This is a genomic window from Pseudomonas sp. PH1b (assembly GCF_000633395.1).
Taxonomy (GTDB): Bacteria; Pseudomonadota; Gammaproteobacteria; order Pseudomonadales; family Pseudomonadaceae; genus Aquipseudomonas.
The window spans coordinates 195,237-221,419 of sequence record NZ_AYMU01000001.1 but is presented as its reverse complement, the minus strand read 5'-3'; the positions used below and the strand labels follow the sequence as shown (position 1 = coordinate 221,419).

Here is a 26,183-nt window from a genome sequence, read left to right as displayed (position 1 = left end):
GGTCTTTGCCCGGTATTCGGCGGTAATGGCCTTGATCTCTTCCATGTCTCTAGGCCCTCAAGTGCGGCAGGTCGTGAGCTGCCAAGTAATCGTTGCGGGCTTTAACTGCGTCCTTGATGTCCTTGAAGCGGCCGAGGTGTATTTGCTTTTTCTGCCACTGGACCTTTGCCGACCACTTGCCTCGATCCCAAGAAACACCGACATGGCCGCTGGTATTCTTGTCCGTGAGGCGACGATTTGCCGCCTGGACGTTGTAATCGGCGTAACGGCAGTTACCCGGTTCATAACCCTTCGAGGACTCGATTCGGTCAAGAGTCAGGTCATCGGTGTAGCCATTCGAAAGCGACCATTTCATGAAGGGCTCGAAGCTCATCCACTCTTCACAAAGCTTCACGCCGTGGTATTTTTGGATTTCAGAACCACGAGGCCTCAGGCAGCGGCGCTTCATGTTCGCCCACGTCACATGCAGCCGGCTGTTCGAGTTATTGAGGCCGTGGGTTGCGCGCTTCTTACCCGCCGCCTTGTTTGAGCATGGAATGCAGAGCCCCGTCATGACCTTGGCACGCTCCATTCGGGTTTCGAATTCGACCAAGCACTCCGGGCACCGAAACACTCCGATCGACCTTCTTGAACCAGAAATCTCGACGAGCGTTTTTCGAACAAGAATCACATTGCTACCCATGACTGCCCCCTTTCATATCTCTGCTCTATCCGTTTCACCTTCTTCGTGAAAACAGCCTTGAGGCGCTTCAAGTAAGGGATTTCATGGCGGACCAGATCCTGATTGCACTCCAGCCAGGCAACCTTTTCCGCGCCGATCTTCTCGACCAGGCGAGGCCGGTAAACCATGATATTTCCGCTCAAGTGGGCGTTGCACTGGGAGCAGGACTTGTTCATGTTCCAGAGGTTGAAGCGCAGATGTGCGGCGGCACCGACGCTGCGGAAGTGCGAGCAGTGCCACTGACCGCCCCAGCTCGCCGGCTTGTCACAACTGATGCAGCCCAGATGAGCGTCACGCAACCGCACGTAGCGATTGATGACCGCCTGGGCTTCCTTGGCGTGATCCGCCCTGCTCTTCAACTTCTCCTTCCGCACCTTGATCTCGCGGCGTTCGATGCTAGCCAGGGACTTGCGCTGCCTGTCCTGCTTGTTCCGCGCGATGACAACGGCACAGTCCGGCGAGCACCAGGACTGAAAACTAACCTTCGGGACGAATGAGGCCCCGCACTCTGGGACTCGGCACTTCTTGGGCTTCCGCGGCTTGGCGATCATGCTGCCTCCCCGAACTGGATCCGCATCTTCATGTACTCACTGTCCTCTGGGTGAGATAGGTAGATCCCATGCTCATTGGCCCAGAGGTCTACGCAAGTCATGAAGGCGTGCATTTCCCCTTTGTCCAGATGGCTGGTGTGGCGGAGCTCATAGCGCTCAGTGACCTCGCCGGTTTTGAGGTTGATGTCGGTGATCGGCGTTTCGCCCAGGAACGTCTGCTTGAGATTTCGCTTGATGTTGGTCTCATTCATCGGGGCGCCAGTGGCGAAGGTCGTCTTGCCCATGCGGACAAAGAACTGAGCAATCTCGTCGCACCACTTGTGGAACAGGGCGTTCTGGGGGAGGCTACGGCCGGCGCCCGTGATTGCAACATTGCAGGGGAAGCCCTTCTTGCGGATCGCAGCCTGCAGCTCGGCCAGGTCGCTGATCTGGTTGAGGCGGATTTTCTCAGCCATGAGATGCCTCCAAGCCAATCGGCGCCATTGGGGTAATGCCCGGGATCATGTTGGCGCGACGAATCTTCACATTGGCGTTATCCCGATGACGATGCGTCCTGTCGTCAACCCCGTTCTCGTACCCGTGCTTGTAGGCTGCTGTTTGCATGGTTTTCCCTAATCCACGCAGCCCGTGCATGTAGCCTTGAACCATCTGCCAATCTGCATCCGTGTAGATTTCTGGCTTGGGATAGTTTGGGTAGGTCATGGCTGCTCTCCTTTGCCCAGGGCGGTGCGGTATCCGGCAAGCTCGGCCATGTCTCGGTCGTAGTCGCGGCGCGTCACTGGGTGCATGTCTTCCGGCTGCTGGCCGGCAAACTTCTGGAGCATTTCCCCGTGCAGTGAATCAGCGCACTCGGACAGCGCCTTGCGCAGCGCCTCGTTCTCGGCCTTGAGCCGGTCGATGTTTACTTCCTGCCGCCGGATACGTGATGCAGCCGCAAGGAGAACGATGGCAAACGGATCATCTTCGCCATGATCAGAGTTATTTTGGAAAGCCTGGGCGTTGTCGACTAGCTCCTTGATCAGGTCTTCAGCAAGCCAGTCATGCGGGCCTTTCAAGGCCTCAATCTCTGCGACCATTTCTGCAACCGTCTCAGGGTCGAGATGTTCGTACAGGTCGGAAATCCTGCGCCCGAAGTCTTCTTCATCTGCGCAGTTCGATTCTTTGCAGCCATCCAGCAGCCGCTTCAGTTCGCTGTAGTCAGTCATCAGAAACCCTCCTTGCCGCGCTGCGATTCCCATTCGAACGGGACAACGATCAGCCCGCCCTCCCGCAACCGGTCGACGCAGCGGTCGCCCATGGCTCGGCCCAGGTCATTCGCTTCCAAGTTGGAAATGATCACCGTCGGCGCTTCACGCTCGTATCGGCCGTTGATGATTGCGAAGAGCGTGGTCAGCTCGAAGTCGCTCGGCTGCTCCTTGCTCACGCCGATCTCGTCCAGCACCAGCAGGTCGGGATTTATCAGGCTGGCCAGGATGTCGCCCTCGGTACGTTCGCTGTGACGGTCGTACGTGCCACGGATGTCCTGCAGGACAGCCCCAACCGTGCGGTACACCGCCGACCGGGAGGTCTTGTGCAGCAGTTCATTGGCCATGGCCGCGCCGAGGTGGGTCTTGCCGGTACCGGGCTTGCCGATCAGCACCATGCAACGCCCTACTTCGCGGATCTGCTCAAACGTCGCGACGTAGTGGCGACAGAACTTCAGGGCCTTGCGCTGCTGGTCATGCTCGACCCGGTAGTTATCCAGCGTGCGAGTGAGGAAGCGTTTCGGGATCAACGCATCGCCCAGCTTGCGAGCAAGGGCCATGCGGAGCTCCATCGCCTTGTTGGCCTGCTCGGCAGCTTCGGACTTCTCGCGTGCGATGCGGCTACACTCAGGGCAATTGCTTCTCAGCTCTCGACCCAGCACCGCGAATACCTTCTGCTCGTAGGCGCCGTGGGTTTCACAGTCAGCCGGCTGGATGCGGGTTCCCGGTGGTAGTTCTGGAGTCGATTGGACTGGCTCAGAGCGCATAGCTGCCGTCCTCCCGCTGTTTCAGGCCTGCGGTGTAGTCGCGGCCAGCAAAGCCGGTGTGGCGCGATTGTGGGAACGGATGCACATTGGTCGGCACGTCAGGGATTTCGTCCTCCCAGCGCTTGCCGTTGAGCCACGTTGAAGGGTGAGGAATGAACTGGCCCTTGTCCTTGGTCCAGTCAGGTGTCAGGACCTGCTTGGCAAGGGCGGAGATCATCAGGTCGTACAGCGCCTGATTTACCTTGAGCTTCGTCCACGCCTTCTCGGCCTTGTCTTTTCCGACCTTGCGGGGATAGAGCTTCCAGAACTTCGGGAACAGATCCTCGCTCGCCACCGGAGCCTGCGACGGAGTGAGGGAATCAGGAATCAGGTTAAGGGAATCAAGAGAGAGGGAATCAGCAGGGAAAGAACCATGCTCGCCCGGTGCTTGTATGGTGCTTGCACCGTGCTCGCCTTGAATAGGTGGTTCCTGGCCCTCTGCTGGAATGGTACTGGCAGCCTCCTTGACGTGGGGATTCTGGTGCTTGGACCAGTTCACCACCTGGATTGCCTTGATACCGCTGGCCTCATAACGACGAATGAAGCCCTTCGACTCCAGAGCATCGAGCATGCCATCGATGTCGACGTTATCAGCCGGGAACAGGGCCATTTTCAGCCGCTTGGGGCGATCTTCCAGGCGCCCTTCCCTGTCCGCCTCGGTCCACATACCGATGAACAGAAGGCGTGCAGAAAAATCCAAGTCTGCCAGGTCTTCGTTCGAGAAGAATCCTGGTTTGATATTTCTCGAGCGGGCCATCATTGGACCTCCAGGTTGTACTGCGCCCACAGTCCGGCCACCCAGGTGACGCCCTTGGGAGTGAACTTGGATTGGTTGAAGGCATGCCCGTTGTCCCCGGTGCCGGTCCTGACCTCAAAGCGCCCAGCGTCGATATGGGGCTGATAGGCCTGCCATTCCCCGCCCATGCGGTACATGATCTTTTTGTCGAGAAGGAACTCGCGGAAGCGGGCTTCATTGGCCCTCAGCAGCTTGGCGGTCTGGCGGAAGCCCTTGAGGCCAGTCGATTCGACGTACTTGTCGACGAACTCAACCTTGGGAGCGGCGATGGCCAGGGCCTGCTGGGCGATCTGCTTCTGCTCCATTTCGTCGGCCCAAGCGCGAGCCGCGGCCACGGGATTGGAAAAGTCCGGAAGTGTTGCGATGACGCGAGGTGCTTCGAGGGATTTGAGCTTGGCCAGTACACTTCTGCGAACAGCCTTCGACTCACGCATGCCAACCAGCATGCATTGATCCAGCGTCAGGCTGTAGGTGGCGACCTGGTTGCCGTGAACAGGGGTGTAATATTTTTGCACCCCCTCAAGATCATCGCCTAGCTCGTCTTCTACCCGAGAGAGGAACTGGTCATTTCTGACTTTCGGCTCGCCAGCTGTAAGGCGTGCATAATTGATGAGGTCACGAAGCTCGATGCTGCTCATCGTGCGCGCCACGTTTTCATGGCTCGCATTTTGTGGCGCGGCCCTCGACAGGGCCTGTACACTTTGGGTCTGCATATGCATAATTCTCCTACAGAGTTTTGTATTGCAGAGAGCCGGGCCGCGAACCCGGCTTTTTTGTCTCTGTGATTTGGTGTTGCAGTGCTGCATTGGGTGTCCGGCGCTTCCGTGGTAGCTTTTTGCTTCCACACAACAAGGTCCAAGGAGACCGGACATGACTGAGAAATCTGTCGAGCAAATGGCTCGCGACACGCTGAACTCCCTCATTGCTGGCGGCTATTTCAAAACCGCACTCGTCAATCTCACTTCAGACGGCCTAACCCTGGATAAAGAGGCCTTGTCGACTATTGAGGGTCAGCTTCGGAACTACTACTCAACTGGCATGTACGCTCCTGTGCCGCCGGCTAATGTGACGTTCCGTCTGTGAAGTAGCGCGCCATAAAGACGAAGGCCGAGGCAAACGCTTCTCCGTGAGCCCTGGCCTTCTCCTCCTTGAGGTCGTCACGCAAGATGCCGCCGACCGACTCCTTCAGCGACTCAGCACATGCCCGCGCAAAGATCAGCTGCATTTCTTGCTTGAACTGTTCTGGTGCCATGCCCTTCTCCTGCTCTACTTAGGCCCTATCGAGGCCCTTTTTGTGTCCTACAAGCTCCAGTACCGGGGCTTTGCGGGAGTTCTGAACAACCCGTCCTGATGCAGCAATCGAGCTGGCTGCCAACAGGTACTCTTCCGTCGCCAAGCTAAGGCTCCATCCGAGTTCTCGGGCTAGTTCTCGAATCTCCTGCTGCGCCCCCTCAGGGAGCGAACTAAATTCGCAGTCAAATTCGGGCACATGACCCTCCTGAGGGCCCTCAGGCCGACTTATGATTGTCTTGGGCGCTTACACCATGAATCTCGCGAACCACTTCGGCTGCACGATGTGCGCGACCAAGCTGAGCAAGTTCGAATAGATAGGTAGCCAGCTGCATCCCGGCCATCTTTGCCTCCATCTGGAGTTGGCGCTTCGTGCGCTGTGTAAAGCGGAGCTTGCAAACGGCATCACGCTTGTTCGCTGGATCTTCGTGCATACGGGTACTGCTCCTTGTGGCTGATGGATGGGTTTAAGCGGCTTGCTGGGGGATGCTTGGGCGCAGATCGCGGGCCTTAATCGCGCCATTGGTGGCGATCTCGGCCTTGATTGCGATCTCAGCAGTGCAGCCGTGAAGGCCACGAACCCAGCCACTGACAGTCCCCTGCTTTACGCCGAGGGCCTCTGCGGTGGTCTGCTGCGAGCCGAAATGCTTAACCAGCGCGTCAAAGTATTTGTTCATGATTCTCCGCCCATATAAAGGGATGCCTTTATGTTATTTGAAAGGAACACCTTTTTGCAAGACTAAAGGCTGACCTTTAAATTGATGAGCATGGAACTCAAAGATCGCCTCAAGAAGGCAAGAAAAGATGCAGGACTAACCCAGGCTGAGCTTGCTGAACGCGTTGGCATAAAACAGGCGTCTGTATCCGAAATCGAGCGCGGACTTACCCGGACCAGTGGCTACCTTGTTCAGCTCGCCCAAGCATGCGGCGTTGACCCTGTCTGGCTGTCCGGCGGAAGTCTCTCGCAAGGTGAATCTCGACCGCTAAGCAATGCAACCATGCTTGGTCCAATCTCCCTGTGGGATGACGACACCCCGCTGGACGACGATGAGGTGTATTTGCCATTCCTGAAAGAGGTCGAATTGTCGGCTGGCTCAGGCCGCACAGCTGTCCAAGAGTCCAGCGGAAGGAAGCTCAGATTCGGTAAGCAAACGCTGCGAAATCAGAATGTCCAAGCCGGTCATGCCGTGTGCGTCACAGTTCACGGGAATAGTATGGATCCAGTATTGCCGGACGGAAGCACCGTTGGCGTTGATAGGTCAGCGACCACTGTGAAAGACGGAAAGATGTACGCAATTGATCATGGCGGTGAGTTGCGAGTTAAGACACTTTATCGAATCCCCGGAGGCGGCCTGCGCTTCCGCAGCTTCAATCTAGATGAGCACCCGGACGAAGAATATTCCGCGCAGGACTTAGCAGAAGCCGGTATCACAGTTATTGGGAAGGTGTTCTGGTATTCCGTTTTACTTTGAAGGATGCCCATTAATGCCCCTCACCAAACCCAACCAGCAGCTGCGCCGCGACCTTAAAGAGGCTGCGGCTCTACTCAAGTGGTCTGGCGTCGATCTGTTCGGAGTGGCAAAGCGCATGCTGGCCAATGGTGATGAGCAAGGAGCCAGCGAACTGATGAAGATCGCCCTCTCCTTCCAGGAAGCAGAGGTCAGGCTGGCGGGGTATGCGGAAGAGGTGGAGGTGAGGCGTACAGCGCGCTCAATGTCAAAATAGGCTATACGTAGCGATCTTAAAGCAACACCACAAGGAGGTAAGTGTTGATCCCGCAATGGAATCATCAAGGGATAATTCCCCCAATTGATGAAAACAATCCGACGGCTCTAGAGCGAGCTCCATACACGGTGACCGTTGAGCAGGTTGTTGAGCGCTTTTCTACTACTCTTGAAAGGTGCGAGATTCTTGATGGCTTTCTCTCTCACCGAGCTGAAATGCACCGTATAGGCGTTATTTCTGGTTTTCAGTGGCTGAACGGAAGCTTTATGGAGCACGTTGAGTTATTGGAAGGGAGGGCGCCGAACGACATGGATGTTGTTACTTTTGCGGAGATTCGACCAGAGGTAGAGGCCGCCCTATCGCCAGATGAAATCAAGGCGCTAACTGACAATCCCTGGATCAAGCAAACTTACAAGGTTGACTTCTACCTTCTCCCTCTGTCGGAACCTGCTGAATTTTTAGTCGAGATGTCAGCATACTGGTACAGTATGTGGTCTCACAGAAGGTCTCAGCAGTGGAAAGGCTTTTTGAGCGTCAGGCTCGAGCCGGACCATGATGATAATGCCAGACGCCTTTTGGAGAATCGCAAGCGGGAGGTCCAGAATGAACAGAACTGAATTCACCCACGCGCAGGCTGAAATCAATTTCTTGGATCGCATGTCTCGCAAGTCTGGGCTAAGCAAGCTCGCACAACTATCGATGAACTCAAGAAAGGAGCAAGTAGAATCACGTCTGCTGGATCCTGGCCGAGGAGCATTTTCCCCAGCCAAAGCAGTAGTGACCTATCGAGGTGCTCCCGTTTGGGGTGTGCATGGTGTTGTCGCTGAGTTTGGCGCCATAGCAACTGCGAAATTCTCAGAGGCCATTACTGCCGTAGCCGCGTCTATTGGCGGTGTTCTGAATGATTTTGGTCCTATACCGAACAAAGCCCAGAATCAGATACTTATAACCGGCACTGCTATCGGTTCTTTCGGCTTTGAGTTCGAAGAAGCGCCATCACTTGATGCGCAGCTACCTCTGGAGGGAACCACCTCCGTTTCGCAAGCATTTGAGTTGGTAGCTGAGTTACTAGAGGCCTCCACCAAAAGTGATGAGGAACTATCCGAGCCAGCCTCTAGAGTTGGAACGCGAGCGATCGCAACAATTTCGGATTATCTCGAAAAACTGATTTCCTACGAAGCGTACTGCTCGGTGACAACCCGTGACCACCTGTTCTCGTTTACGAGTGTTGACCAAGTCAGAATTAGCAGGTCCCGTCTCAGTCCTGAAAACATTGTAGAGAAAGACGTTGAGTTTTCTGGTGAGTTCTTGGGTGCCTTCCCCGCCGAAAGAAGATTTGAATTCAAGACCCAGGATGGGACGGTTATTCACGGGAGAATTGCCTCTGCCATTGAAGACCCGGCAGTTATCAATATGCATCTAAACAAAGCCTTTACCATCCAGGTAAGCGCTAGAACAGTCGGCAAGGGCAGGCCGCGATACACCATTTCCCAACTACCTTGGTAATCAAGCCCGGCCCAGCGCCGGGCTTCTTGTATCTGCCCTACCGCATTACCCCGGCTCTGAAGCCGCTACAGAGCCGACCTGCCCCGACATGAAGCCAAACCCCAGGCCACACTAACGAGCAATGAGCCCGCCACTGAGCGGGTTTTTTCATGCCTAACGAAAAATAAAGGATTCCCTGTTGACTCAAAATAAAGGCTAGCCTATATTTACTCCATCGAGTCACCGAACAGGTACTCGCCAGGCCCTCAAGCCGACCGCTCTTTAGCGACACCCCTTGCCGGATCACCACCGGCCCAGATTCAAAGGCAGCGATGAACCGGCCTCAACGGTTCAGAGGGTTGGCAACTGACCCGGGTGTGCAGCTTAAAGCACCGAGAACAGTTATCCAGCGGGAGAACAAGCCGAAAGGCCCGCGGCTGGAAGAACAATCAGAAGATAGCCGGAGGCCGACGCAAGCAGCGGGCCCCGACTGGAAAGTTTCAAACGATACGAATCACCGCTGACGCAACAACCCCGGTCTGACGCCAGTAGCGGGACCGGGATTAACCCAGGAGATGACCATGATCTACAAAGTTTCCGAGATCACCGCTGTAGCTTTTTTGCTTGCGCCGGTTGTTGCGGCGGCCTTGAAGATTGCGGGTGTTCTCTGACATTCGATTCAAGCCGATGACCGACGCCAGTAGCGGGTCACGGAAGATTTCCTCGATGCCCTTCTCACGAGGGGTATCAGGGAAATCAAACGCCCTGGAGGGCGAGGATATGCCCACAAAAGCTTATCAATGTGGATCGTGTTACGAGGTCCACGAGTTCTATCACGAGGCGGAAAGCTGCTGTCAGCCGGCAATCGATGAGGGCTGGCAATGCGATGTATGCGGCGATTTCCATAGCGAAAAGGAAGACGCGGCGAAGTGCTGCATCGGGCTGGTCAAGGCGAAATCCGAAGAGGCGGTCCAGTGCCCAGCATGCTTGCGTGACCAGTCACTGGTGCAGTTGGTGTCTGAGATTGAGGTAGCCGGCCACTGCTCAGAGTGCAACCCGCATTTCTCGATAGACGACGCCTTCAAGATTGCCGACCTGGTAGATCAGCAGCTCGCCGAAAATCTAGATCGCATGTTTTAGGGGTGCTGATTCACCCCTCTTCCTGGTTTTACAAATGCCTCTCAAACCCCGGGAGGCATTCGAAAGCCACTGGAGGAATACAAAATGAACAAGGTCCTTCGCATCACTCTGCGCGGCGAGCTGCAGGTGTTCTCCGATTGCAACCTGGATACCTGCATCCGCGAAGCTAATCGGCTCAACACGGAACGTGGCTATACCAACGGCGTGTACGTGGTCGAACTTGAGGACGGCCGCCGCATGACGGCAGCTGACTGCAAGGCTGCTGCATGAGCCTGCGCGACCAGGGCTTCAAGTTCTGCATCAGCCCGGACAAGAAGCAAGGCCGCTGGCTTCACCCGGCTGAGTTCAAGCAACTGCACCCCGACTGGATCAACGTCACGGAATGGCCAAGCGAGAAGCTGGTGGCATTCCTGATGCCTGTGCCAAAGCAGCAAGACCTTTTCGCAGCATGACGATTTCACTGGCTGGCCTTGGCGACAGGGCCAGACGGGAAATCAACCGGAGCAACAGCCATGAACGAAGTTCTCGTGCAACACCTACTGGCAAAGGCACGCAAGAGCCTGGCTGCCGGCGACAAGAATCAAGCAACCGTGTGGCACACCCTGGCGAAGTCGGCCCGGGGCGCTGATCACCGCATCTGAATCAATCCCGACAAGGAAAACCACCATGCAAGCAGCAGAGAAATCACAAGTCACCATCCCTGAAATCGGCACTGTATGGACCGGCCAAGGTGGTATCTACGCCGGGTTCATGCCGGCTCGTAACGGCGCTGATGGCTACCACCTGGTCCTTGGTGAAGAACTTGGCCGCTTCGAGTGGGGCCAGTATGGCGATGAGTCGCCGGCCACCAGCTTGACCGATGGTCGCGCTAACACCGAAGCGCTGGTTAATGCTGATGGCGAATACCCGGCAGCGATTGCAGCATATGAACACATCGCTGAAGGGCATGGTGATTTCTATCTGCCCGCCACTGCCGAGCTGTACGAAATCTGGCTGAACCTGAATGGCAAGCTAAGTGGTTTGGTGTGGTCGAGTTCGCAGTACTCAGCCCACAACGCCTACCTCATGGACTTCGTAGATGGCTGGCTCTACTACTACGGCAAGTACGCCGAGCGTCTTGTCCGTCCTGTCCGCAGATTCCTTCAGTAATTCATTCCTTCAATTGCTTCTGACAACCAGCGCCAAACGACAGCCTGTCGCAAACTGCCCGATCCCTGGTACTCCCCAGCACCAGGGCAGACATGCTTTGCCGCGAGGCCAATTATGAAACTGAATCGACTTGTATATGGGGTTGGCGTCAAGGACTTACCCTATAAAACGGTGAAGTCGGAAGATGGTCAACCTAGACATGACCCGTTTTATTCCAAGTGGTCCGACATGCTGATGCGCTGCTATTCGCTGCGCTACAAAGCAAAGTATCCGACCTACGAAGGTTGCCAGGTTGTAGAAGAATGGCTGTATTTCTCTGGATTCAAAGCTTGGATGGTTAAGCAGCCTTGGGAAGGCAATGCTCTAGATAAAGATATTATCATTCCAGGAAACAAGACCTATTCGCCAGACGCGTGCGCGTTCGTTCCGAGATGGCTAAATAACTTCCTTTGCGACAATGCTGCTCAGCGTGGCTCCTGGCCACTCGGGGTTTCGCTACTGCCAGGAGGAAAGTTCTCTGCGACCATTGAATCGGGAGGGAGGTCGGTGCATCTCGGTCGATTCAATAGTCCTGATCAGGCTCACAAGGCCTATCTGATCGCGAAAGCCGAAGAGACCTACAAAAGGATTCAGCGGTACATAGCTGATGGCGGTTCAGATGATCGCGTCATTTTGGCTTTATCGGATCGAGCTAAAAAAATGGTCTCGCAATAATCGAAAGCATCACCCCTGCCCATTCGTAGAGTGGGCAGAAGGATGCGGACGAGTACACACCGCGAGAGCGGCCCCCTGCATCAACGCAACACAGCAGATGAATGCGCAGGCTGATGCGCAAGCAGGTTTGATCCTGACAAGCACGTAAGGCAGGCGCTTCCGTACGCACAAACAATCGGGAGCTGTTTTGCGACTTGAAGTAATACGAATCTGGCCGGGCGGTTGTGCGCTACGGTAGAGCCCAAGGTACAAGGGCCTTCAGGTAATCGGGAATGCCGGAGATCAGCACCGGCCATCTGCACCACCGAGCAACAGCGTCTTCGGGGCGCTGACGCTCACAACCTCAACCGGAGATCACCATGCTCCTACTGTTCCTGATCGGCGCAGCGCTTCGCCATGTGCGGCCAGAACCGCCAATTGAGGCAACGCTGCCCACCGGTCCACTGCGTACCGTGCGCAAGCCCTGGCGAACGATCAGCGGGGCACCGGCGTTCTGGCGCTGACTGTCCCGCCCAAAACCTGAAACCACTGCATCTGTGAAAGCCCCGAACGTCCAACGGGGCTTTCTTTTTCCCGCCTATATCCGTCAGCACTCCCCGGCGCCCATTGGCAAACAGCCGTGCGTGAGTGTTGACGAATACAGGTGAACAACCCGCCACCTTGGAGGCGACCATGCAAACAGCAATGCAGATCTGTCAGGAGCGGCACGACCGCCGGCTGCCACCAGAGGACTACACCGAGGATCTGGTGGACGCCGAGGTTGCCCGGGTGATGTTGCTCGAGTCGAAAGTTGTGCCCTTCTTCGATCAGCGAGTAGGTGCCGGTCACATCCCAGGCTTCGCGCTCAATGCGAGTGAGACGATAGCCCAGGCCTGCGACCACGAATGCATGGACGCCCAGGTTGTGCTGGCGGTCCTGGCCGGGGAGTTCGAGCGGGCCCAGAGGATAGCCGAGAAGGCGTTCCGGCAACCCCTGGAGTCGAAAGCCCGGGCCATGGTGGTGAAGTCCATGGGCCTGGCGAGGGTCTGCCAATGATCGCCCATCACGACATGGCCCAGGGCATGCTCGAAGGATATCTGGAGAGCATGAAGGACCCGCAGTGCTCCGACATTGCAGTAAAAGCCTCTGCCATGACCGCCGTTCTGGTCTTCCGAGCTCTGGGAGTCATCAGCGCCCAGGAGGACGCCAATTACACCGAACAGCTGCACCGCCTGCATGAGCGACGCCGAGCTGGCGAATTTGGGAAACCAACTCATGAATGGTAACTGCGTGGCGATCATCGCCGCTAATCGAAAAGCTGTTATTCAAGCCCTGCAGTCGCGGGGCTTTTCTTTGGTTGCCGATCTTCCAGAGCCCATCAGGATCGAGCGGACACCTCGGGGCATGCTTAGAGCGAGGTCTTCACGATGAGCGGCGAAGGCGCAAAGAAGCGCCAGCAGGCCGCCGCCAAGCGTTGTGCTCGGCTCCGCCAGCAGGGGCTGACCCTAGGCCAGATCGCCGAGATAACCGGCGTGGAACGGGAGCGGGTCGCAACACGGATCACTCTCGGCGAAAGGCTGATCAGTCTGGAGGTTGACCAATGACCTCCCGCCAGCGCGCCCGGAGAATCCTGATCTAGCGCGGCGCCCTCCCCGTCCTGCTCCTTTTCTCACTCCTGATGCTACTCGGCGCTCTTGCTGATCGCGTCACTCAGTAATCAACGAGGCCCCCAATGAGCCAACTAGCCCGTGTCGAACAGGACCAGGCGCCCGCTGTCGTGGGCGAGTCAGCAACAATAATGCAGGTTGTTCTCCGTGCCGCATCCGACCCTCAGTGCGACATCGAGAAGATGGAACGCCTGATGGCAATGCATGAGCGGATGCAGGCGAAGACAGCTGAAACCGAGTTCAATGCCGCGCTGTCTCGCGTTCAGGGCGAGATGGGGCGCATTGCGGCTGATGCTACCAACAACCAGACCCGCAGCCAGTACGTCACGTACGGGAAGCTCGATAGCGTTTTGCGACCGAAGTACACGAACGAAGGACTTTCGCTGTCCTTCAGCACCGAGCAAGCTCCGGAAGGAATGGTGGGCATGGTGTGCTTCGTCAGTCATGTCGGCGGCCACACCCGTGAATATCGCGCCCACATTCCATCCGACGGCAAGGGCGCCAAGGGCGGCGATGTTATGACCAAGACCCACGCCTTTGGCTCCGGAACCTCCTACGGCATGCGCTACCTGCTGAAGATGATCTTCAACGTCGCTATCGGCGAAGAAGACGACGACGGTAATGGAGCCAGCGGTGACGAATTCCGCAACGCGATCCTTTGCGACCTGACATCGAAGGTGGCGGCAGCAACAGACAAGGCAGTGTTGCAGGAGGCCTGGCAGCACGGCCTGAAGGTTTTGCACGTCGCTAAGGACGCAGTAGGCGCCGAAGAGTTACGCGCCGCGGTCAATAAACGCAAGGCTGAACTGGAGAGCGCGCCATGATCCTTATCAGTTGTGAACAGGGCAGCCCTCAGTGGCATCAAGCCCGCGCAGGCTGCATCACTGCCAGCATGTTTGGCATTGCTCGGACCAAGGTCGGGGGTCTGGACGAAAAACAGCAGATGTATGTCTCTGCCATCCAGGCTGGCATGACCGAAAAGGAAGCTATGGCTGAAGCGGGCTACAAGGCCGCGCCTAAGGCAGAGTCTGTGCGCTTGGCACTCGCTGGCAAGCCTGTTGGTCAGCCATCCGAGGCTGCCATGAACTACGCCTTCAACTTGGCCGTTGAGCGGATCAGCGGCACACCAATGGACCAAGGTTTCGAGACTTGGCAGATGAAGCGCGGTCATGAGTTGGAGCCGATAGCCAGGATGGAGCATGAGCTGAAAACAGGCTTGATGGTCCAGCGGGCCGGGTTCGTCACTACGGACGATGGCGCGTTCGGGGCAAGTGCTGACGGCCTGATCGGCGACGACGGCGGCAGCGAATACAAGTGCTTCATTGCCCCTGACAAGCTCCGCACCTTCCACATCGATAACGACGCCAGCGGCGTCATGGATCAGGTCCAGGGCTGCATGTGGGTCACTGGACGGAAGTTCTGGCACGTAGGCATGTATTGCCCTGCTCTCGAGCCTGTAGGGCGTCAGCTTTGGTGGCAGGAGTTCAAGCGAGACGACGACTACATCGAAAAGCTCGAGGAAGACCTCTGGCAGTTCAAGCTGCTGGTGGACGGCTACGAGGCCAAGCTGAGGAGTAACGCAGCATGATCAGCAACCACACAACCTTGATCGAGCAGCGCCATGACAGCGCGGCAGAAATTGCCTATGCAGTTGAGCAGTTCCTTGCGGCTGGCGGAAAGCCTCAAATCATCGCCCAGGGCGTCAGTGGCGAGGTTGGCATTTCAGGTACATCCAGCCACCACGACCGCCTTCGCGCTGAGCGAGACAAGCTTGCGCCGGCGGTGCGGCCAAAAAAGGCGCTACAGCAAGCGAGGCAGCAAAGAACCTAAATATGCATATCAAGCGCGTCCTGCTGATTGCCCGGGAAAACGGGTTTCAGTTTCGGCAGCAGAAATGAAGGGATAGGCCATGGCTGCGACTCAGGAAGAACGATCGGCCAAGCTTGCCGAGAGACGGCAGGAGCTGGGCGAGCAGGAATTGCGGCACACAGTCCCGTATGGCGCCCGGCAGATGCTCGACGAGCTGATGCTCTGGCGTGAGATCCAGGAGGTCAGCGAAGCTGTGCAGTTGCTGGTGATCAATGCCGAGCCCAAGGTACTGCCGCCGGCGTCTCCAAAGGTAAAGGGACCGTCCGACATCATCAGGCACTACTTCCGCCAGGGAATGCGCGACCGCCTGGCAGCGCTCACTGCCGCCCTGGGCGAATCAAAGGACCGAAACACGATCTGGCGACTGATCGCATATGCCAATTCGCTAGGCCCAGATGGATCCGCGCCACTCTTCGAAATCAAGCGCCACGGATACGAGATAACAGAAAACGTGGCGCGCAAATTACGGCAAGCAGGCTTTGCCGAATCGCTACAGATGAACGCCGAAGACGACGGCGAAGCATAACCCACCCTACTCGCTGCATCCGGTACCCGGAGGGCGGCACACACCTGGAGAAAACCATGACTCAACATGTACAACAGACCGTCGCCGCTTCCGAACTCCCTGAGCGTGGCCAGCTATTGGCCGGGGGCACCTTCGTCACCCGCTACTGGCTCAACGGCGTTGAACGCGCCCTGATCCTGCTGCCTGACGAACTCAGCGGCGCCTGGGGCGAGTATGGCGTCGAGATAAAAGGTGCCGCCAGCTACAGCGACGGCGAAGCCAACACCCGCGCCATGGCCGAGGCTGGCAGCGTGATCGCAGTCAAGGCTCTTGAGCTTGGTGGCTTCATCCCGTCCTGCTTGGAGGGTCAGCTGCTGATGGCGGCTAAGGCTGACGGCCTGGTGGAACTCCGCGAAGACCGCTGGCACTGGCTGAGTTCGCAGTCCTCAGCCAACGGCGCCTACCTCATGTTCTTCGACGATGGCTGGCTCAGCAGCACCGACAAGACCAGCGAGCGTCTTGTCCGTCCTGTCCGCAGCCTTCCTATTCAGTGATTCATTCCTTCATTGATTTTTCAGCAGGCGTTTCCCGGGAGCGTCAGGACGAAGCCCAGACCAGAAGCACGCCGGGCAGCGCCGGCCGAGGATCTGCGCGAGACAGCCAACAGCTACTTCGGCCTGCTAAGCCAGGCCAGCCACAGCGCAAAAGACCGGGAGAAGCTTGCCCGGGTCGTGCTTAAACGCGGCCATGTCGTCAACGGCTCCCTGACCAAGACCTACCCAAAGAACGAACGTGGAGAACGACATGGTACGCACTTACCGATTCTGCGAACTGATGGATCGACTCATGAGTGACAAGGTCACCGTTGTTCAGGACGACGTAGGCCAGTTCATTTTCATTCCGGTGCAATACCTGGGAAGGCGTTTACGAGCATGTGCGACTGCAACCTGGGGCGCCTGCCCTGCACCTGTAAGCCAATTGATGGAGAAAGAGTGATGAGTAAAGATCTACGGTTTTACGCTGGCGAACTTCGTGCAAATGACTACGTGGTCAAGGCGAAGATGAGTAACGAAATGATCAGCGTGCCGCATGACTATGTGCTGCGCCTCACACCCGAAGCGCATTCGACGATGCTTGGAATGGTCGAGCACTGCCTGAATGTACGTGCCTGCATGGGCATGGATGAAGGTTTCAAGGACTTCGACACAGAAGAAGAGCATGGCTTCGTGAAAGAGCTGCGCGCCCTTCTCGCCAAGCCTGCCGAGCAGCACCAGGGTGAGCCGGTGTATATGGTCCGAACGCATGGCTCGTGCTGCTGGGTAGAAGTCGGCAGCGGGTCACTGGAGGATTTCCAGTCCATGCCGGAGGAGTACGAGTTGCGCGCGCTCTACACCCGCCCAGCCGAGCAGCCCGCGCCGGCTGCGCAGCCAGAACTGCAGCTCGACGACCCTGAGCGCCAGAGGCTGATCGCCTGGGGGCGCAACTGCGGGCTTGAGGAGGCATCGCAAGTCTGCCAGCGCATGGCTCATGAGGCGTACTACCCGCCTGGAACCAGGTTCAAACACTTCACGCCCAAAGCCCAGATGCGCCTGGGCGACATCCTGATCAAGGCGGCGAATGCAATCGGCGGCCTACCTGACGGCCCCTACGAGCGCTTTCATGCGCGCCAAGGCAACAAAACCCGCTAGGAGTACATTTGTACTCCACCCGCGAAAACATCACCCCTCCCCCACATTCAAGTCAGCCGCAGCAGCGGAATGGCGGAGCTATGCCATGAATATCGACAAAGAAAAGCTGAAGGCCCTGGCCGAGGCAGCACAGAACGACAGCGGCGATTATGCAGCACTGAACGATTACGGAATGGCTGTACCGTCAGCTGTAACGCTGGCTCTGCTCGCGGAGATCGAACACGCCCGCATGCGGATCAAGGAACTGGATCTGCTGTTCGGACGCTACATCCTCGCCATGCGCTCGGCTCTTATCGAGGAAAAGCATGGCAAAGGCCCGGCAGCGGGAATGGAGTGGATTTACAACTCGCTGGCTGGTCCTGGCGAGCTGCCTCCAGAGGGTGAGACTAACAGCCAAGCCTACTTCGACCGGGAGATTGTTGCCGTGGATCGTGCGATGACTGAAGTTTTGGCGTTCTACGATGCTCGCCGCGCCGCCCTGGCCCAGGAAGTGCAGCCATGATCCTCCCCGCCCTGCTCTACCTCGCATGGAACATCTACACGGGGCCAAGGCCATGAGCGAACCATTCAGAATCCTTACAGGCGACTGCCTGGAGCTGATGCGCCAAATGCCTGACAACTCTGTCGACAGCGTGGTGACCGATCCGCCCTACGGCCTGGGCTTTATGGGCAAGAAATGGGACGCGTCCGTACCGGGCGTTGAAGTCTGGGCTGAATGCCTTCGGGTGCTCAAACCTGGCGGCCATCTGCTGGCTTTCGCTGGTACCCGCACACAGCACCGAATGGCGGTAGCGATCGAGGATGCCGGCTTCGAGATACGCGACATGATCGCTTGGGTTTATGGCTCGGGATTCCCAAAGTCACGCAACATCGGGAATGATGTCGACGGAATGGATGGCTGGGGTACGGCGCTCAAACCATCGATAGAACCGATAACTTTTGCTCGCAAGCCACTTGCGGAGAAGACAATAGGTGCCAACGTCATAGCTTTTGGCGTCGGTGCGCTCAACATCGATGGATGCCGGATCGAGACTAACGACAACCTGAATGGAGGCGCCTATTCCGAGAATGGTCGACAGTCAGTATCCGATTCCTTGCGGCAAGGCGGAGGCATGAATGCAGTCGGCGCTACGGCTGGCGATTATATCCAGCCCTCGGGCCGATGGCCTGCCAATCTGATTCACGACGGCAGCTCTGAAGTCGTGGCGCTATTCCCTGCTGAAGCAGGCGCCTGTGCACCTGTGATGGGCACCGAACCAACGTCAAATGGATTCAGCGGCTCTGTAAAATACAGCGGCATGATGGGACGCACGAAAGGAGCTTTCCACGCAGATAGCGGAAGTGCTGCCCGGTTCTTCTACTGTGCTAAGACGAGTCGAGAAGATCGAAATGAAGGGCTCCACAGCAGCATGCAACCATCTGTTGTTACTGGAGCCACTATGCGTGATCGCGAGACTGCGGACTGGCCTGCACGCAATGGCAACCACCATCCGACAGTGAAACCGACTGACCTGATGGCCTACCTACTGCGCCTGATTACGCCCCCAGGTGGTACCGCACTCGACCCATTCATGGGTTCGGGCAGCACCGGCAAGGCAGCAATGCGCGAAGGGTTTCGGTTCATCGGCTGCGAACTCGACGAACAATACGCGGCGATCGCTCGAGCACGAATTGAGCACGAGCTCACCAAGCCGAAACAACTTCAGCTCTGAAAAGAGTCCGCCCGGCCCGGGATCGGTCGTCTTCTTCCTTGATGAGCAAGACATAGACCGGGCGAACGCAGAGACAGTGCCACGGCGCAACGCCGACGGCGATCAGCACCATCTGAAACACCCCACTCAACAATCGGAGCCTGCCGGCGATGGCGGGCGGGATAGACAAATGTCCGAGAAAGACGAACTACCCGAAACGTACCCCTTCGACAAAGTGCCCGAGAAGCGTATGGCGCAGCTTATCGGCAAAACTCAACGCGCCCTGGAAAGCAAGCGAGCCCGCGGGGGCATCCCCGAAGGCGTCTGGAACAAGATCGACAACCGCATTTTTTACAGCATCAGGAGATACGAGGCATGGCAAGAAAGCCAATGGGACTGCCCACAGGAGTTGAATTTGCTGGTGATTCAATCCGAATCCGATTCACCTGGAAGCATCGCCGGTGTGAAACCCTCGCCTACCCACAGACGGCCAAGGGGATCAAAGCGGCCGCAGATCTCCGTGCTCACGTAATCAGCCTGGCCAAGCACGGGGCCCTGACGGACGAGAAATACACCGAGCTTTTCCCTAACTCCAGCTACGTGACGACGACTGAGTCAGCCGTCGTCACTTTTGGGGAATATGCGCAGACCTGGCTCGACAGTCGGGAAGTCGTAGAGGGCACCAGGAGCAACTACAAGGGCAGCCTCAACCTGTACTGGATGCCTGCGCTTGCCGGCATCCCCATGAACGACATCACCCCAATGGCGCTGCGCAAGATCATAGCGGCCACCGAGTGGAGCAGCCCCGGGGTGAAGCGTGCGGCGATATCTCGAGTAAACGCCCTGTTCAATGTCGCAGTGCAGGACGAAGTGATTGCACGCAACCCCACAACATCGATTCAACTGCCGGCGAGGAAGAAAAAAGTAGTAGATCCGTTCACAGCGGAAGAGGCCGACGCGCTTATTGCGTGGCTGTATGCGAACTTCACTCGACCGGTGGTCAGGATCTACGCGGCCTATTTCGAGTTTGCCTTCTATACCGGCATGCGTACTGGTGAACTGCTGGCGCTGCGCTGGGACGAGATCGACCTGGAGGACAGAACAGCACACGTCTGTCGGATTGTCGTCAAGGGTAAGCTGCAGGAGCGCACTAAAACAAAGTACGCCAGAACGGTAATGCTGAACTCCCGCGCCATGAACGCCCTGGCCCAGGCAAAGGAAATTGCCCAGGTCCGCGACAGTGAGCGGCGCCGCGTGCGCAAGTCGTCGCCTTACGTGTTCCAGCCGTCCGGCAGTTCGCCGTTTATCAAGGGCCCAACGACCCCTGCCGGGCACTTTGCAACAGCTCTAGAGGCCTTGGGGATCAGGCCCCGGAACCAATATAACTGCCGTCACACCTACGCTACGATGTGCCTCATGTCTGGCATGAATCCCGCTTTCATTGCCGGCCAACTCGGGCACAGCGTGCAAGTGCTGCTCTCGACTTATGCGCGGTGGCTGAACTCGACAACGGACTGGACGGAGATAAGTAAGCTGGAAAGCAAAATTGGTACAAAAACGGTACAGGATGAAAAAAAGTTTAATTAAGAGCCCGTAGTTAAAGGCGTGTAGCAAGTTTCTGGCACATACTCATAAAATGTAACGTTTTTCCGAAAAAGCCCGTTGCCAAACGGCATATCCATCTCTATCGAGTCCGCCCGCGTGAAAATTCGTCTCTCCATCCTCAGCTTGTTGTTTGCTGTGTCCGGCACCTTGACCGCCCATAGCGTCGACGCCAGCGAAACCACCGCGGCGCCAAGAGACACGTCACAATTGCACATCGCCTCCGGCAGCGCGTTGCTGCTGGATCTGCAGACCAACAAGGTCATCTATTCGAGCAACCCGGACGTCGTGGTGCCCATCGCTTCGGTCACCAAGCTGATGACAGCCATGGTGGTACTGGATGCCAAGCTGCCCATGGACCAGTACATCGCCATCAACATCAGCGACACCCCGGAAATGAAAGGTGTGTTTTCCCGAGTCAAGCTCAACAGCGAGCTGAGCCGCCGAGAGATGCTGCTGATTGCCCTGATGTCCTCGGAAAACCGTGCCGCCGCCAGCCTCGCCCACCACTACCCGGGAGGCTACGCAGCCTTCATTGCAGCGATGAACGCCAAGGCCAAGTCCCTGGGCATGATCCACACCCGCTACGTGGAGCCCACGGGCCTGTCGATCCACAACGTTTCCACCGCGCGCGATCTGAGCAAGCTACTGGTAGCTGCCCGCAAGTACCCGCTACTGAGCGAGCTGAGTACCACCAAGGAAAAGACGGTGGCATTCCGCAAGCCCAACTACACCCTGGGCTTTCGTAACACCGATCACCTGGTCAACAAGGAAAAATGGGACATCAAGATCACCAAGACCGGGTTTACCAATCAGGCCGGCCATTGCCTGGTGCTAGTCACCAGCATGGGTAATCGTCCGGTGGCCCTGGTGATTCTCGATGCCTTCGGCAAGTACACCCATTTCGCCGATGCCAGCCGTATCCGCAATTGGGTCGAGACCGGCAAGAGCGGATCGGTGCCGGACGTCGCCTTGCGCTACAAGGCCGACAAGAACCTCAAGAATCGCCAGGTAGCTCCTCCCCAGGCTTCACACTGATACAGCAGAAACGACAACGGCGCCCGCAGGCGCCGTTGTCTTGAGCGGAGCAATCAATGGCTGTCGAGCGCCTTGCTCGCTCTGGCGGCCGCCTTCTCCTGGCCAGCCTGGGCCAAGTCGTTGACCGCTTTCAGCCAGCGCTGGCGATCAACCTTGGCCGGTAGCTGGTCGGGAGCCTGAACCAGCACCGCAAAGCTTCCGGCACTCTTCCACGACGATTCGAACTCACTGAAGCTCATCAACTGCCGGCGACTTTTCGCCCCTCGCAACAACACCGTCCGCTTGTCCCGGTTATAACCGGCCAGTACCGCGTAACGCGGCTCGGCCCAGAACGTCGAGCCCTCGGTGAAACGCACCAGCACTGGATACCCCGCAGCAACCTGGGTCAGCAAGGCAGGCAGATTGTCGTCCAGGGGATAGACCACCATCCCGTATTCCCGCGCCAGGTTCTGCATGTTCTGCTGCAACTGCGCCTCAGCGCCCGGCAGGTGCAAGGGTTTGTCCAGCAAGCCCGGAGTGATCACGACCCCTTGCTGCGAAAGCATGCTGGCCAGGGCACCAGGAGCGCTCTGATACATCTCCCCACGAAAGAACGGCACGCTATTGAGCTCCACCCGCTCTGGTAGGCGCTGGATCTCCAACGGCACGCTGCCCGCGCAACCCGCGAGGCCCAAGACACAGGCGCTGGCCAGCAGCGCTGTACGAAATCGAGAAAATACCCGCACCATCATCGCTCTCTATATTCAATCGCCGGACCGACTGACTCCCGGCTGGGGGCTTGATCATAGGGCCCTCTTGGACGAGGGTATAGCGTTAGACGGCAGTTAGTTGAAAACCATAGAGCGAAGTGTTCGAAGACTCTCGACTATTGGTCAATAGCTTGAAACACAGAGGCTACTAGACTGTCCATTGGTAAGAGTAGGTGCCCGGTATCGGGCACGAAAGGAGGCACTCATGAGCCTGACAACGACGATCCTGATGCTGATCCTGGGCTGGCTGGCGGTTGCCGCCGCCATGCTTTGGGGCGTGCTGCGCATCACTCGCCGCCACCACTATCAACCCCCGCAGTCAGCCCCTGGCCCCAAGGCAGAAAAAACCACCGGCCGGCCCGCCACTGCCCATTGATTGACCGTTTCAAATCACACCAACAATACGGCCGCCTGACTCCAACGAGTACAGGCGGCCGTTTGCTGTGGCTGTGAATCAGGCGTCGTGCTGCGTCGCCTGGTGCTTGCGCCGAGCCCGGCGGGCGAGCATGTTCAGGCTTTCAATGGCGGCCGAGAAAGCCATTGCCGCATACACGTAGCCCTTGGGTACATGGGCGCCGAAACCTTCGGCAATCAGGGTCATGCCGATCATGATCAGGAAGCCCAGGGCCAGCATCACCACGGTCGGGTTGTCGTTGATGAACTTGGCCAGGGGCTCGGCCGCCAGCAACATCACCAGCACCGACACCACCACGGCGATGATCATGATCGGCAAGTGCTCGGTCATGCCCACGGCGGTAATGATGCTGTCGATGGAAAACACCATGTCCAGTAACAGGATCTGACCGATCGCGGCGGCAAAACCGATGGCCACGCCCGGCGTCTCGGTTTTGCTCTCCTGGGGCTCGGGATCCATGCTGTGGTGGATTTCCGTGGTGGCTTTCCACACCAGGAACAAGCCACCGGCAATCAGGATCATGTCTTTCCAGGAGAAGCTCTGGCCCAGCACCTCAACCACCGGCTCGGTGAGCTGGACGATGAAAGCGATGGTGCTGAGCAACGCCAGGCGCAGGAACAACGCCATGCCGATGCCGATGCGCCGCGCCTTGGCCCGATGCTTCTCCGGCAACTTGTTGGTGAGGATGGAGATGAAGATCAGGTTATCGATGCCGAGCACGATCTCCATCACCACCAGGGTGGCCAGGGCAACCCAGGCGGTGGGGCTGGCGGCGAGCTGTAAAAGGTAATCCATGGGTCAATCCTGACTCGGTTGTATGAAAGATCAGATTTCCTGGGACGACTCAGGCTGCTTGGCAGCCTCGTCCTGGCTTTTTTCCTTGCCGGTCACGCTTTGCGTGGCGTCACTCAGAGCCTGCTCCGCAGCCTTGTGGGTGTCGTCGATGGCCTGCTTGGCCGACTGTGCGGCCTTGTCCAACGCCTGCTGAGCGCTCTTTTCCGCTTGCTCGCAACCCGCCAGGGTCAGCATAGACAGGGCCAGCAACGACGCCGCGCCCAGGGATTTGAATGACATAGTTTTTTCCTCGATAGAACGGACGGGGCCAAGCAAGGCCCCATCGATAGCGAGGCATTCTAAGGAGCCTGATACTTCAGGAAAATTCGTATTTTTAGCAGTTATACTTCGGTTTTTACGAACAGAAGCTCAGCATGCTCAACTACCGCCAACTGCATTATTTCTGGGTCGTGGCCAAGACTGGCAGCATCGTCCGCGCCTGCGAACAGCTCAATCTGACCCCCCAGACCATCAGCGGGCAGATCAGCCTGCTGGAGCAGACCTATGGCATCGAGCTGTTTCGCCGGGTCGGGCGCCAGTTGGAACTGACCGAAACCGGACGCCAGGCCCTGACCTACGCCGAACAGATGTTCCAGCTCGGCGGCGAACTGGAGGCCATGCTTCGCGCCCGCCCCGACGAGCAACAGATCCAGTTCCGGGTCGGCGTGGCGGACGTGGTGCCCAAATCCATCGTCTACCGCCTGATCGCCCCGACCATGGAACTCAGTGAGCCAATCCGCCTGACCTGCCGTGAAGACAAACTCGAACGCCTGCTGGCGGACCTGGCCATCCAGCGCCTGGACCTGGTGATTTCCGACAGCCCGATGCCCTCGCACCTGGACATCAAGGGCTACAGCCAGAAACTTGGAGAATGCGGGATCAGCTTCTTCGCCACCGCGGAGCTGGCCCGGTTGCACGGCGCGGACTTTCCCCAAGGCCTGCAAGGGGCCCCGTTATTGATCCCCGGCCAGGAAACCGTGGTCCGCAGCCGGTTGCTGCGCTGGTTTGCCGAACAGCAACTGCAGCCGCGGATCATCGGGGAATTCGACGACAGCGCCCTGATGCAGGCCTTCGGTCAATCCGGCAGCGGGATCTTCATCGCCCCCAGCGTGATCGCCGACGAGGTCCGGCAGCAGTACGGGGTGCAGCTGATTGGCCAGACCGATGCCGTGACCGAGTCCTTCTACGCCATCTCCGTGGAACGCAAGGTCAAGCATCCCGGCATCCTGGCCATCACCGAAGGCGCACGCCGGGAGCTGTTCACGGCCCTGCCCCACTGATCAGGAGGCGCAGGTATCCGGCGCCTTCAGTTTCATCAGCAACAGCGCCAGGGCGATGGACAGCAGGATGAAGCCGGACGCCGCAAGCCCCAGGCTGCCCAGGCCCAGGGTGTCGATAACCCGACCGCCGACCATCGCCCCCAGGCCGATCCCCAGATTGGCCCCGGCGATGTTCAGCGAAGCGGCAAAGGCAGGTGCCTGCGGGGCGGCCTTGATCAGCCGCACATGGCTGACCAGGAACAGCGCCGCCTGGGTCACGCCCCAGATGCCCATGGCTGCCGCCAACCCCAGGGTCGAATGAATGCTCGGCACCAGCGCCACCATGCCGCCGATCATCAGCGCGCAGAACACCATGGAGGCAATCAGCGGATGCCGGTCCACCGCCCGGCCGCCCAGGGAGTTGCCGATCAACCCCACCGCGCCAAAGCCCATCAGGCACCAGCCCACTAGCGTGCCGTTAAAGCCGGCCAGGCGCTCGAGAATGTCCGCCAGGTAGGTGTAGGCAGTGAACATGCCGCTGAACACCAGGATCGACAACAGCACATGCCCCTGCATCAGCGGGCTGCGCAGGATACCGAACTGCGAACGCAGGCTCGCCTGCTCGTTGTGCGGCTTGGTGACCGGCAAATAGATGAACAGCAGCAACGCCTTGGCAAAAGACACCAGGGCCAGAATGCCGAAGGCGCTGCGCCAGCCGAAGGCATCGGCAATCAGGGTGCCCACGGGAATCCCGAATACCGTGGCACAGACGATGCCAAAGCCGATCTTGGCAATCGCCCGTCCGGCGTAGTCCGGGCCGACGATGTCCACTGCCGTCTCGCTGGCCAGGGCCCAGAACACCGGCAAGCCCAGGGCCGGCACCAGCCGTGCCAGGGACATCACCCAGATATTCGGCGCCAACGCCGCCAGGGCATTGGCCAGGCCGAACATCACCAGCACGCTGATAAACAGCTGCTTGCGGGGGAACCGCGCGAAATAGGCGGTCAGGAAGGGCCCGAACGCGGCGACGGTAAAGGCGAACAGGGTCACCAGCAGGCCGGCCTGGGACACACTGACCTGCAAGTCCCGGGCGATCGACGGCAACAGGCCGACGATGATGAACTCCGTAGTCAGCACGGTGAACCCCGCGGCCGACAACAGCAGGATGGGCAACAACATGGGGAACTCCAGAAACGGCGACAGCAGCGACAGCCCGAAGGGCCCGCTGACTGGATAGGAAAAGGGGATGGCGAATATTAACAGAGT

At 58.0% G+C, this 26,183-nt stretch carries 43 protein-coding genes and 1 pseudogene; 29 read left to right on the top strand and 15 right to left on the bottom strand.

What is annotated here, in order from left to right; genetic code table 11:
• Positions 1-49 precede the first annotated feature (49 nt).
• Genes U873_RS34690 through U873_RS0100965 form a run of 8 tightly spaced genes read right to left on the bottom strand, consistent with a single transcriptional unit; the run spans position 50 to position 4,831 of the window.
• Positions 50-682: a hypothetical protein gene (locus U873_RS34690; RefSeq protein ID WP_157838047.1), complete on the bottom strand. Its 633-nt coding sequence runs from the start codon at positions 680-682 to the stop codon at positions 50-52.
• On the bottom strand, positions 667-1,272 hold the full coding sequence (locus U873_RS0100995; protein WP_025126457.1) for a recombination protein NinG: 606 nt from the start codon (positions 1,270-1,272) through the stop codon (positions 667-669). Before U873_RS0100995 ends, U873_RS34690 begins: the two co-directional genes overlap by 16 nt.
• Positions 1,269-1,727, bottom strand: coding sequence for a hypothetical protein (locus tag U873_RS0100990; protein ID WP_025126456.1), 459 nt, complete (start codon positions 1,725-1,727; stop codon positions 1,269-1,271). Before U873_RS0100990 ends, U873_RS0100995 begins: the two co-directional genes overlap by 4 nt.
• Positions 1,720-1,974: a hypothetical protein gene (locus tag U873_RS0100985; RefSeq protein WP_025126455.1), complete on the bottom strand. Its 255-nt coding sequence runs from the start codon at positions 1,972-1,974 to the stop codon at positions 1,720-1,722. Before U873_RS0100985 ends, U873_RS0100990 begins: the two co-directional genes overlap by 8 nt.
• A complete protein-coding gene (locus tag U873_RS34170; RefSeq protein ID WP_025126454.1) occupies positions 1,971-2,477 on the bottom strand; it encodes a hypothetical protein in 507 nt (168 codons plus the stop codon). The genes U873_RS0100985 and U873_RS34170 overlap by 4 nt, the downstream gene beginning before the upstream one ends.
• The gene (locus tag U873_RS0100975) at positions 2,477-3,283 is read right to left on the bottom strand and encodes an ATP-binding protein (protein WP_025126453.1); all 807 of its coding nucleotides are present in this window, start codon (positions 3,281-3,283) and stop codon (positions 2,477-2,479) included. Before U873_RS0100975 ends, U873_RS34170 begins: the two co-directional genes overlap by 1 nt.
• Positions 3,273-4,079 (bottom strand): hypothetical protein, encoded by an 807-nt coding sequence (locus tag U873_RS0100970; RefSeq protein ID WP_025126452.1) that lies wholly within the window; start codon positions 4,077-4,079, stop codon positions 3,273-3,275. The genes U873_RS0100975 and U873_RS0100970 overlap by 11 nt, the downstream gene beginning before the upstream one ends.
• Positions 4,079-4,831: a phage antirepressor KilAC domain-containing protein gene (locus U873_RS0100965; protein ID WP_025126753.1), complete on the bottom strand. Its 753-nt coding sequence runs from the start codon at positions 4,829-4,831 to the stop codon at positions 4,079-4,081. Before U873_RS0100965 ends, U873_RS0100970 begins: the two co-directional genes overlap by 1 nt.
• A gap of 157 nt (positions 4,832-4,988) precedes the next feature.
• Here U873_RS0100965 and U873_RS34685 point away from each other — a divergent pair, with 157 nt between their 5' ends.
• Entirely contained in the window at positions 4,989-5,201 is a 213-nt protein-coding gene (locus tag U873_RS34685) for a hypothetical protein (RefSeq protein ID WP_051586047.1), read from the top strand.
• On the opposite strand, the gene U873_RS0100955 is transcribed toward U873_RS34685, so the two are convergent.
• From U873_RS0100955 to U873_RS0100940, 3 genes are all read right to left on the bottom strand, one after another.
• The gene (locus U873_RS0100955; RefSeq protein WP_025126451.1) at positions 5,179-5,370 is read right to left on the bottom strand and encodes a hypothetical protein; all 192 of its coding nucleotides are present in this window, start codon (positions 5,368-5,370) and stop codon (positions 5,179-5,181) included. The genes U873_RS34685 and U873_RS0100955 overlap by 23 nt on opposite strands.
• A 256-nt stretch (positions 5,371-5,626) precedes the next feature.
• Entirely contained in the window at positions 5,627-5,842 is a 216-nt protein-coding gene (locus tag U873_RS0100945) for a hypothetical protein (protein WP_025126449.1), read from the bottom strand.
• A 33-nt stretch (positions 5,843-5,875) separates the two neighbouring features.
• Positions 5,876-6,085, bottom strand: coding sequence for a Cro/CI family transcriptional regulator (locus tag U873_RS0100940; RefSeq protein WP_025126448.1), 210 nt, complete (start codon positions 6,083-6,085; stop codon positions 5,876-5,878).
• A gap of 90 nt (positions 6,086-6,175) precedes the next feature.
• Between U873_RS0100940 and U873_RS0100935 the strand changes: the two genes are divergently transcribed.
• The 26 genes and pseudogenes from U873_RS0100935 to pbpG all read left to right on the top strand — a co-directional run bounded on the left by U873_RS0100935 (position 6,176) and on the right by pbpG (position 21,660).
• The gene (locus U873_RS0100935; RefSeq protein ID WP_025126447.1) at positions 6,176-6,880 is read left to right on the top strand and encodes a helix-turn-helix transcriptional regulator; all 705 of its coding nucleotides are present in this window, start codon (positions 6,176-6,178) and stop codon (positions 6,878-6,880) included.
• 13 nt (positions 6,881-6,893) lie between these two features.
• Positions 6,894-7,133: a hypothetical protein gene (locus U873_RS0100930; protein WP_025126446.1), complete on the top strand. Its 240-nt coding sequence runs from the start codon at positions 6,894-6,896 to the stop codon at positions 7,131-7,133.
• A gap of 41 nt (positions 7,134-7,174) precedes the next feature.
• A complete protein-coding gene (locus U873_RS34165; protein WP_256244234.1) occupies positions 7,175-7,750 on the top strand; it encodes a hypothetical protein in 576 nt (191 codons plus the stop codon).
• Positions 7,737-8,639: a hypothetical protein gene (locus tag U873_RS0100920; protein WP_025126444.1), complete on the top strand. Its 903-nt coding sequence runs from the start codon at positions 7,737-7,739 to the stop codon at positions 8,637-8,639. The genes U873_RS34165 and U873_RS0100920 overlap by 14 nt, the downstream gene beginning before the upstream one ends.
• Positions 8,640-9,305: 666 nt before the next feature.
• On the top strand, positions 9,306-9,758 hold the full coding sequence (locus tag U873_RS0100910) for a hypothetical protein (RefSeq protein ID WP_157838046.1): 453 nt from the start codon (positions 9,306-9,308) through the stop codon (positions 9,756-9,758).
• An 84-nt stretch (positions 9,759-9,842) separates the two neighbouring features.
• On the top strand, positions 9,843-10,028 hold the full coding sequence (locus tag U873_RS0100905; protein WP_025126442.1) for a hypothetical protein: 186 nt from the start codon (positions 9,843-9,845) through the stop codon (positions 10,026-10,028).
• Entirely contained in the window at positions 10,025-10,210 is a 186-nt protein-coding gene (locus U873_RS0100900) for a hypothetical protein (RefSeq protein WP_025126441.1), read from the top strand. The genes U873_RS0100905 and U873_RS0100900 overlap by 4 nt, the downstream gene beginning before the upstream one ends.
• Positions 10,211-10,270: 60 nt before the next feature.
• Complete coding sequence (locus U873_RS37110) at positions 10,271-10,399, top strand: hypothetical protein (protein WP_256244233.1); 129 nt, start codon at positions 10,271-10,273, stop codon at positions 10,397-10,399.
• A 25-nt stretch (positions 10,400-10,424) separates the two neighbouring features.
• Positions 10,425-10,907: a DUF1566 domain-containing protein gene (locus U873_RS0100890; RefSeq protein ID WP_025126440.1), complete on the top strand. Its 483-nt coding sequence runs from the start codon at positions 10,425-10,427 to the stop codon at positions 10,905-10,907.
• 114 nt (positions 10,908-11,021) lie between these two features.
• The gene (locus tag U873_RS36530; protein WP_157838045.1) at positions 11,022-11,621 is read left to right on the top strand and encodes a hypothetical protein; all 600 of its coding nucleotides are present in this window, start codon (positions 11,022-11,024) and stop codon (positions 11,619-11,621) included.
• Between the two features lie 359 nt (positions 11,622-11,980).
• Positions 11,981-12,124 carry a hypothetical protein gene (locus U873_RS36525; RefSeq protein WP_157838044.1) on the top strand — a complete coding sequence of 48 codons (144 nt, stop codon included), beginning with the start codon at positions 11,981-11,983 and terminating at the stop codon, positions 12,122-12,124.
• A 169-nt stretch (positions 12,125-12,293) separates the two neighbouring features.
• Positions 12,294-12,656 carry a hypothetical protein gene (locus tag U873_RS0100880; RefSeq protein ID WP_025126438.1) on the top strand — a complete coding sequence of 121 codons (363 nt, stop codon included), beginning with the start codon at positions 12,294-12,296 and terminating at the stop codon, positions 12,654-12,656.
• Positions 12,653-12,886 (top strand): hypothetical protein, encoded by a 234-nt coding sequence (locus tag U873_RS0100875; protein WP_025126437.1) that lies wholly within the window; start codon positions 12,653-12,655, stop codon positions 12,884-12,886. Before U873_RS0100880 ends, U873_RS0100875 begins: the two co-directional genes overlap by 4 nt.
• A 141-nt stretch (positions 12,887-13,027) precedes the next feature.
• Positions 13,028-13,204 carry a hypothetical protein gene (locus U873_RS36870; RefSeq protein WP_177330216.1) on the top strand — a complete coding sequence of 59 codons (177 nt, stop codon included), beginning with the start codon at positions 13,028-13,030 and terminating at the stop codon, positions 13,202-13,204.
• A 128-nt stretch (positions 13,205-13,332) separates the two neighbouring features.
• Positions 13,333-14,091, top strand: a complete 759-nt coding sequence (locus U873_RS0100865) for an ERF family protein (protein WP_025126436.1) — start codon at positions 13,333-13,335, stop codon at positions 14,089-14,091.
• On the top strand, positions 14,088-14,855 hold the full coding sequence (locus U873_RS0100860) for a lambda exonuclease family protein (protein ID WP_025126435.1): 768 nt from the start codon (positions 14,088-14,090) through the stop codon (positions 14,853-14,855). The genes U873_RS0100865 and U873_RS0100860 overlap by 4 nt, the downstream gene beginning before the upstream one ends.
• Positions 14,852-15,097: a hypothetical protein gene (locus U873_RS34160; protein ID WP_051586046.1), complete on the top strand. Its 246-nt coding sequence runs from the start codon at positions 14,852-14,854 to the stop codon at positions 15,095-15,097. The genes U873_RS0100860 and U873_RS34160 overlap by 4 nt, the downstream gene beginning before the upstream one ends.
• 79 nt (positions 15,098-15,176) lie before the next feature.
• On the top strand, positions 15,177-15,662 hold the full coding sequence (locus U873_RS0100850) for a hypothetical protein (RefSeq protein WP_025126434.1): 486 nt from the start codon (positions 15,177-15,179) through the stop codon (positions 15,660-15,662).
• Positions 15,663-15,718: 56 nt separating this feature from the next.
• A complete protein-coding gene (locus U873_RS0100845; protein WP_025126433.1) occupies positions 15,719-16,195 on the top strand; it encodes a hypothetical protein in 477 nt (158 codons plus the stop codon).
• Between the two features lie 75 nt (positions 16,196-16,270).
• Positions 16,271-16,495: pseudogene (locus U873_RS37105) on the top strand (hypothetical protein); the annotation flags it as partial.
• Entirely contained in the window at positions 16,488-16,637 is a 150-nt protein-coding gene (locus tag U873_RS36520) for a hypothetical protein (RefSeq protein ID WP_157838043.1), read from the top strand. The pseudogene U873_RS37105 and the gene U873_RS36520, both read left to right, overlap by 8 nt.
• The gene (locus U873_RS0100835) at positions 16,637-17,329 is read left to right on the top strand and encodes a hypothetical protein (RefSeq protein WP_025126431.1); all 693 of its coding nucleotides are present in this window, start codon (positions 16,637-16,639) and stop codon (positions 17,327-17,329) included. Before U873_RS36520 ends, U873_RS0100835 begins: the two co-directional genes overlap by 1 nt.
• Positions 17,330-17,414: 85 nt before the next feature.
• Positions 17,415-17,831, top strand: coding sequence for a hypothetical protein (locus U873_RS0100830; RefSeq protein WP_025126430.1), 417 nt, complete (start codon positions 17,415-17,417; stop codon positions 17,829-17,831).
• Positions 17,832-17,883: 52 nt separating this feature from the next.
• A complete protein-coding gene (locus tag U873_RS0100825; RefSeq protein ID WP_029978021.1) occupies positions 17,884-19,041 on the top strand; it encodes a site-specific DNA-methyltransferase in 1,158 nt (385 codons plus the stop codon).
• Positions 19,042-19,395: 354 nt separating this feature from the next.
• Complete coding sequence (locus tag U873_RS0100820) at positions 19,396-20,607, top strand: site-specific integrase (protein WP_025126429.1); 1,212 nt, start codon at positions 19,396-19,398, stop codon at positions 20,605-20,607.
• Between the two features lie 114 nt (positions 20,608-20,721).
• Positions 20,722-21,660 carry a D-alanyl-D-alanine endopeptidase gene (gene pbpG, locus U873_RS0100815; protein WP_025126428.1) on the top strand — a complete coding sequence of 313 codons (939 nt, stop codon included), beginning with the start codon at positions 20,722-20,724 and terminating at the stop codon, positions 21,658-21,660.
• Between the two features lie 53 nt (positions 21,661-21,713).
• Here the strand turns inward: pbpG and U873_RS0100810 are convergent, their stop codons facing one another.
• Entirely contained in the window at positions 21,714-22,388 is a 675-nt protein-coding gene (locus tag U873_RS0100810; RefSeq protein ID WP_025126427.1) for a peptidase C39 family protein, read from the bottom strand.
• A 226-nt stretch (positions 22,389-22,614) separates the two neighbouring features.
• Here U873_RS0100810 and U873_RS36865 point away from each other — a divergent pair, with 226 nt between their 5' ends.
• The gene (locus U873_RS36865) at positions 22,615-22,785 is read left to right on the top strand and encodes a hypothetical protein (RefSeq protein ID WP_177330215.1); all 171 of its coding nucleotides are present in this window, start codon (positions 22,615-22,617) and stop codon (positions 22,783-22,785) included.
• 78 nt (positions 22,786-22,863) lie between these two features.
• Here U873_RS36865 and U873_RS0100800 read toward each other — a convergent pair whose 3' ends face one another.
• On the bottom strand, positions 22,864-23,619 hold the full coding sequence (locus U873_RS0100800) for a TerC family protein (protein WP_025126426.1): 756 nt from the start codon (positions 23,617-23,619) through the stop codon (positions 22,864-22,866).
• Positions 23,620-23,649: 30 nt separating this feature from the next.
• Positions 23,650-23,898 (bottom strand): hypothetical protein, encoded by a 249-nt coding sequence (locus U873_RS0100795; protein WP_025126425.1) that lies wholly within the window; start codon positions 23,896-23,898, stop codon positions 23,650-23,652.
• Between the two features lie 134 nt (positions 23,899-24,032).
• On the opposite strand from U873_RS0100795, the gene nhaR reads away from it, so the two are divergent.
• Complete coding sequence (gene nhaR / locus U873_RS0100790) at positions 24,033-24,938, top strand: transcriptional activator NhaR (protein ID WP_025126424.1); 906 nt, start codon at positions 24,033-24,035, stop codon at positions 24,936-24,938.
• Here the strand turns inward: nhaR and U873_RS0100785 are convergent, their stop codons facing one another.
• On the bottom strand, positions 24,939-26,096 hold the full coding sequence (locus U873_RS0100785; RefSeq protein ID WP_025126423.1) for an MFS transporter: 1,158 nt from the start codon (positions 26,094-26,096) through the stop codon (positions 24,939-24,941). It lies immediately after the preceding gene.
• Between the last annotated feature and the right edge of the window lie 87 nt (positions 26,097-26,183).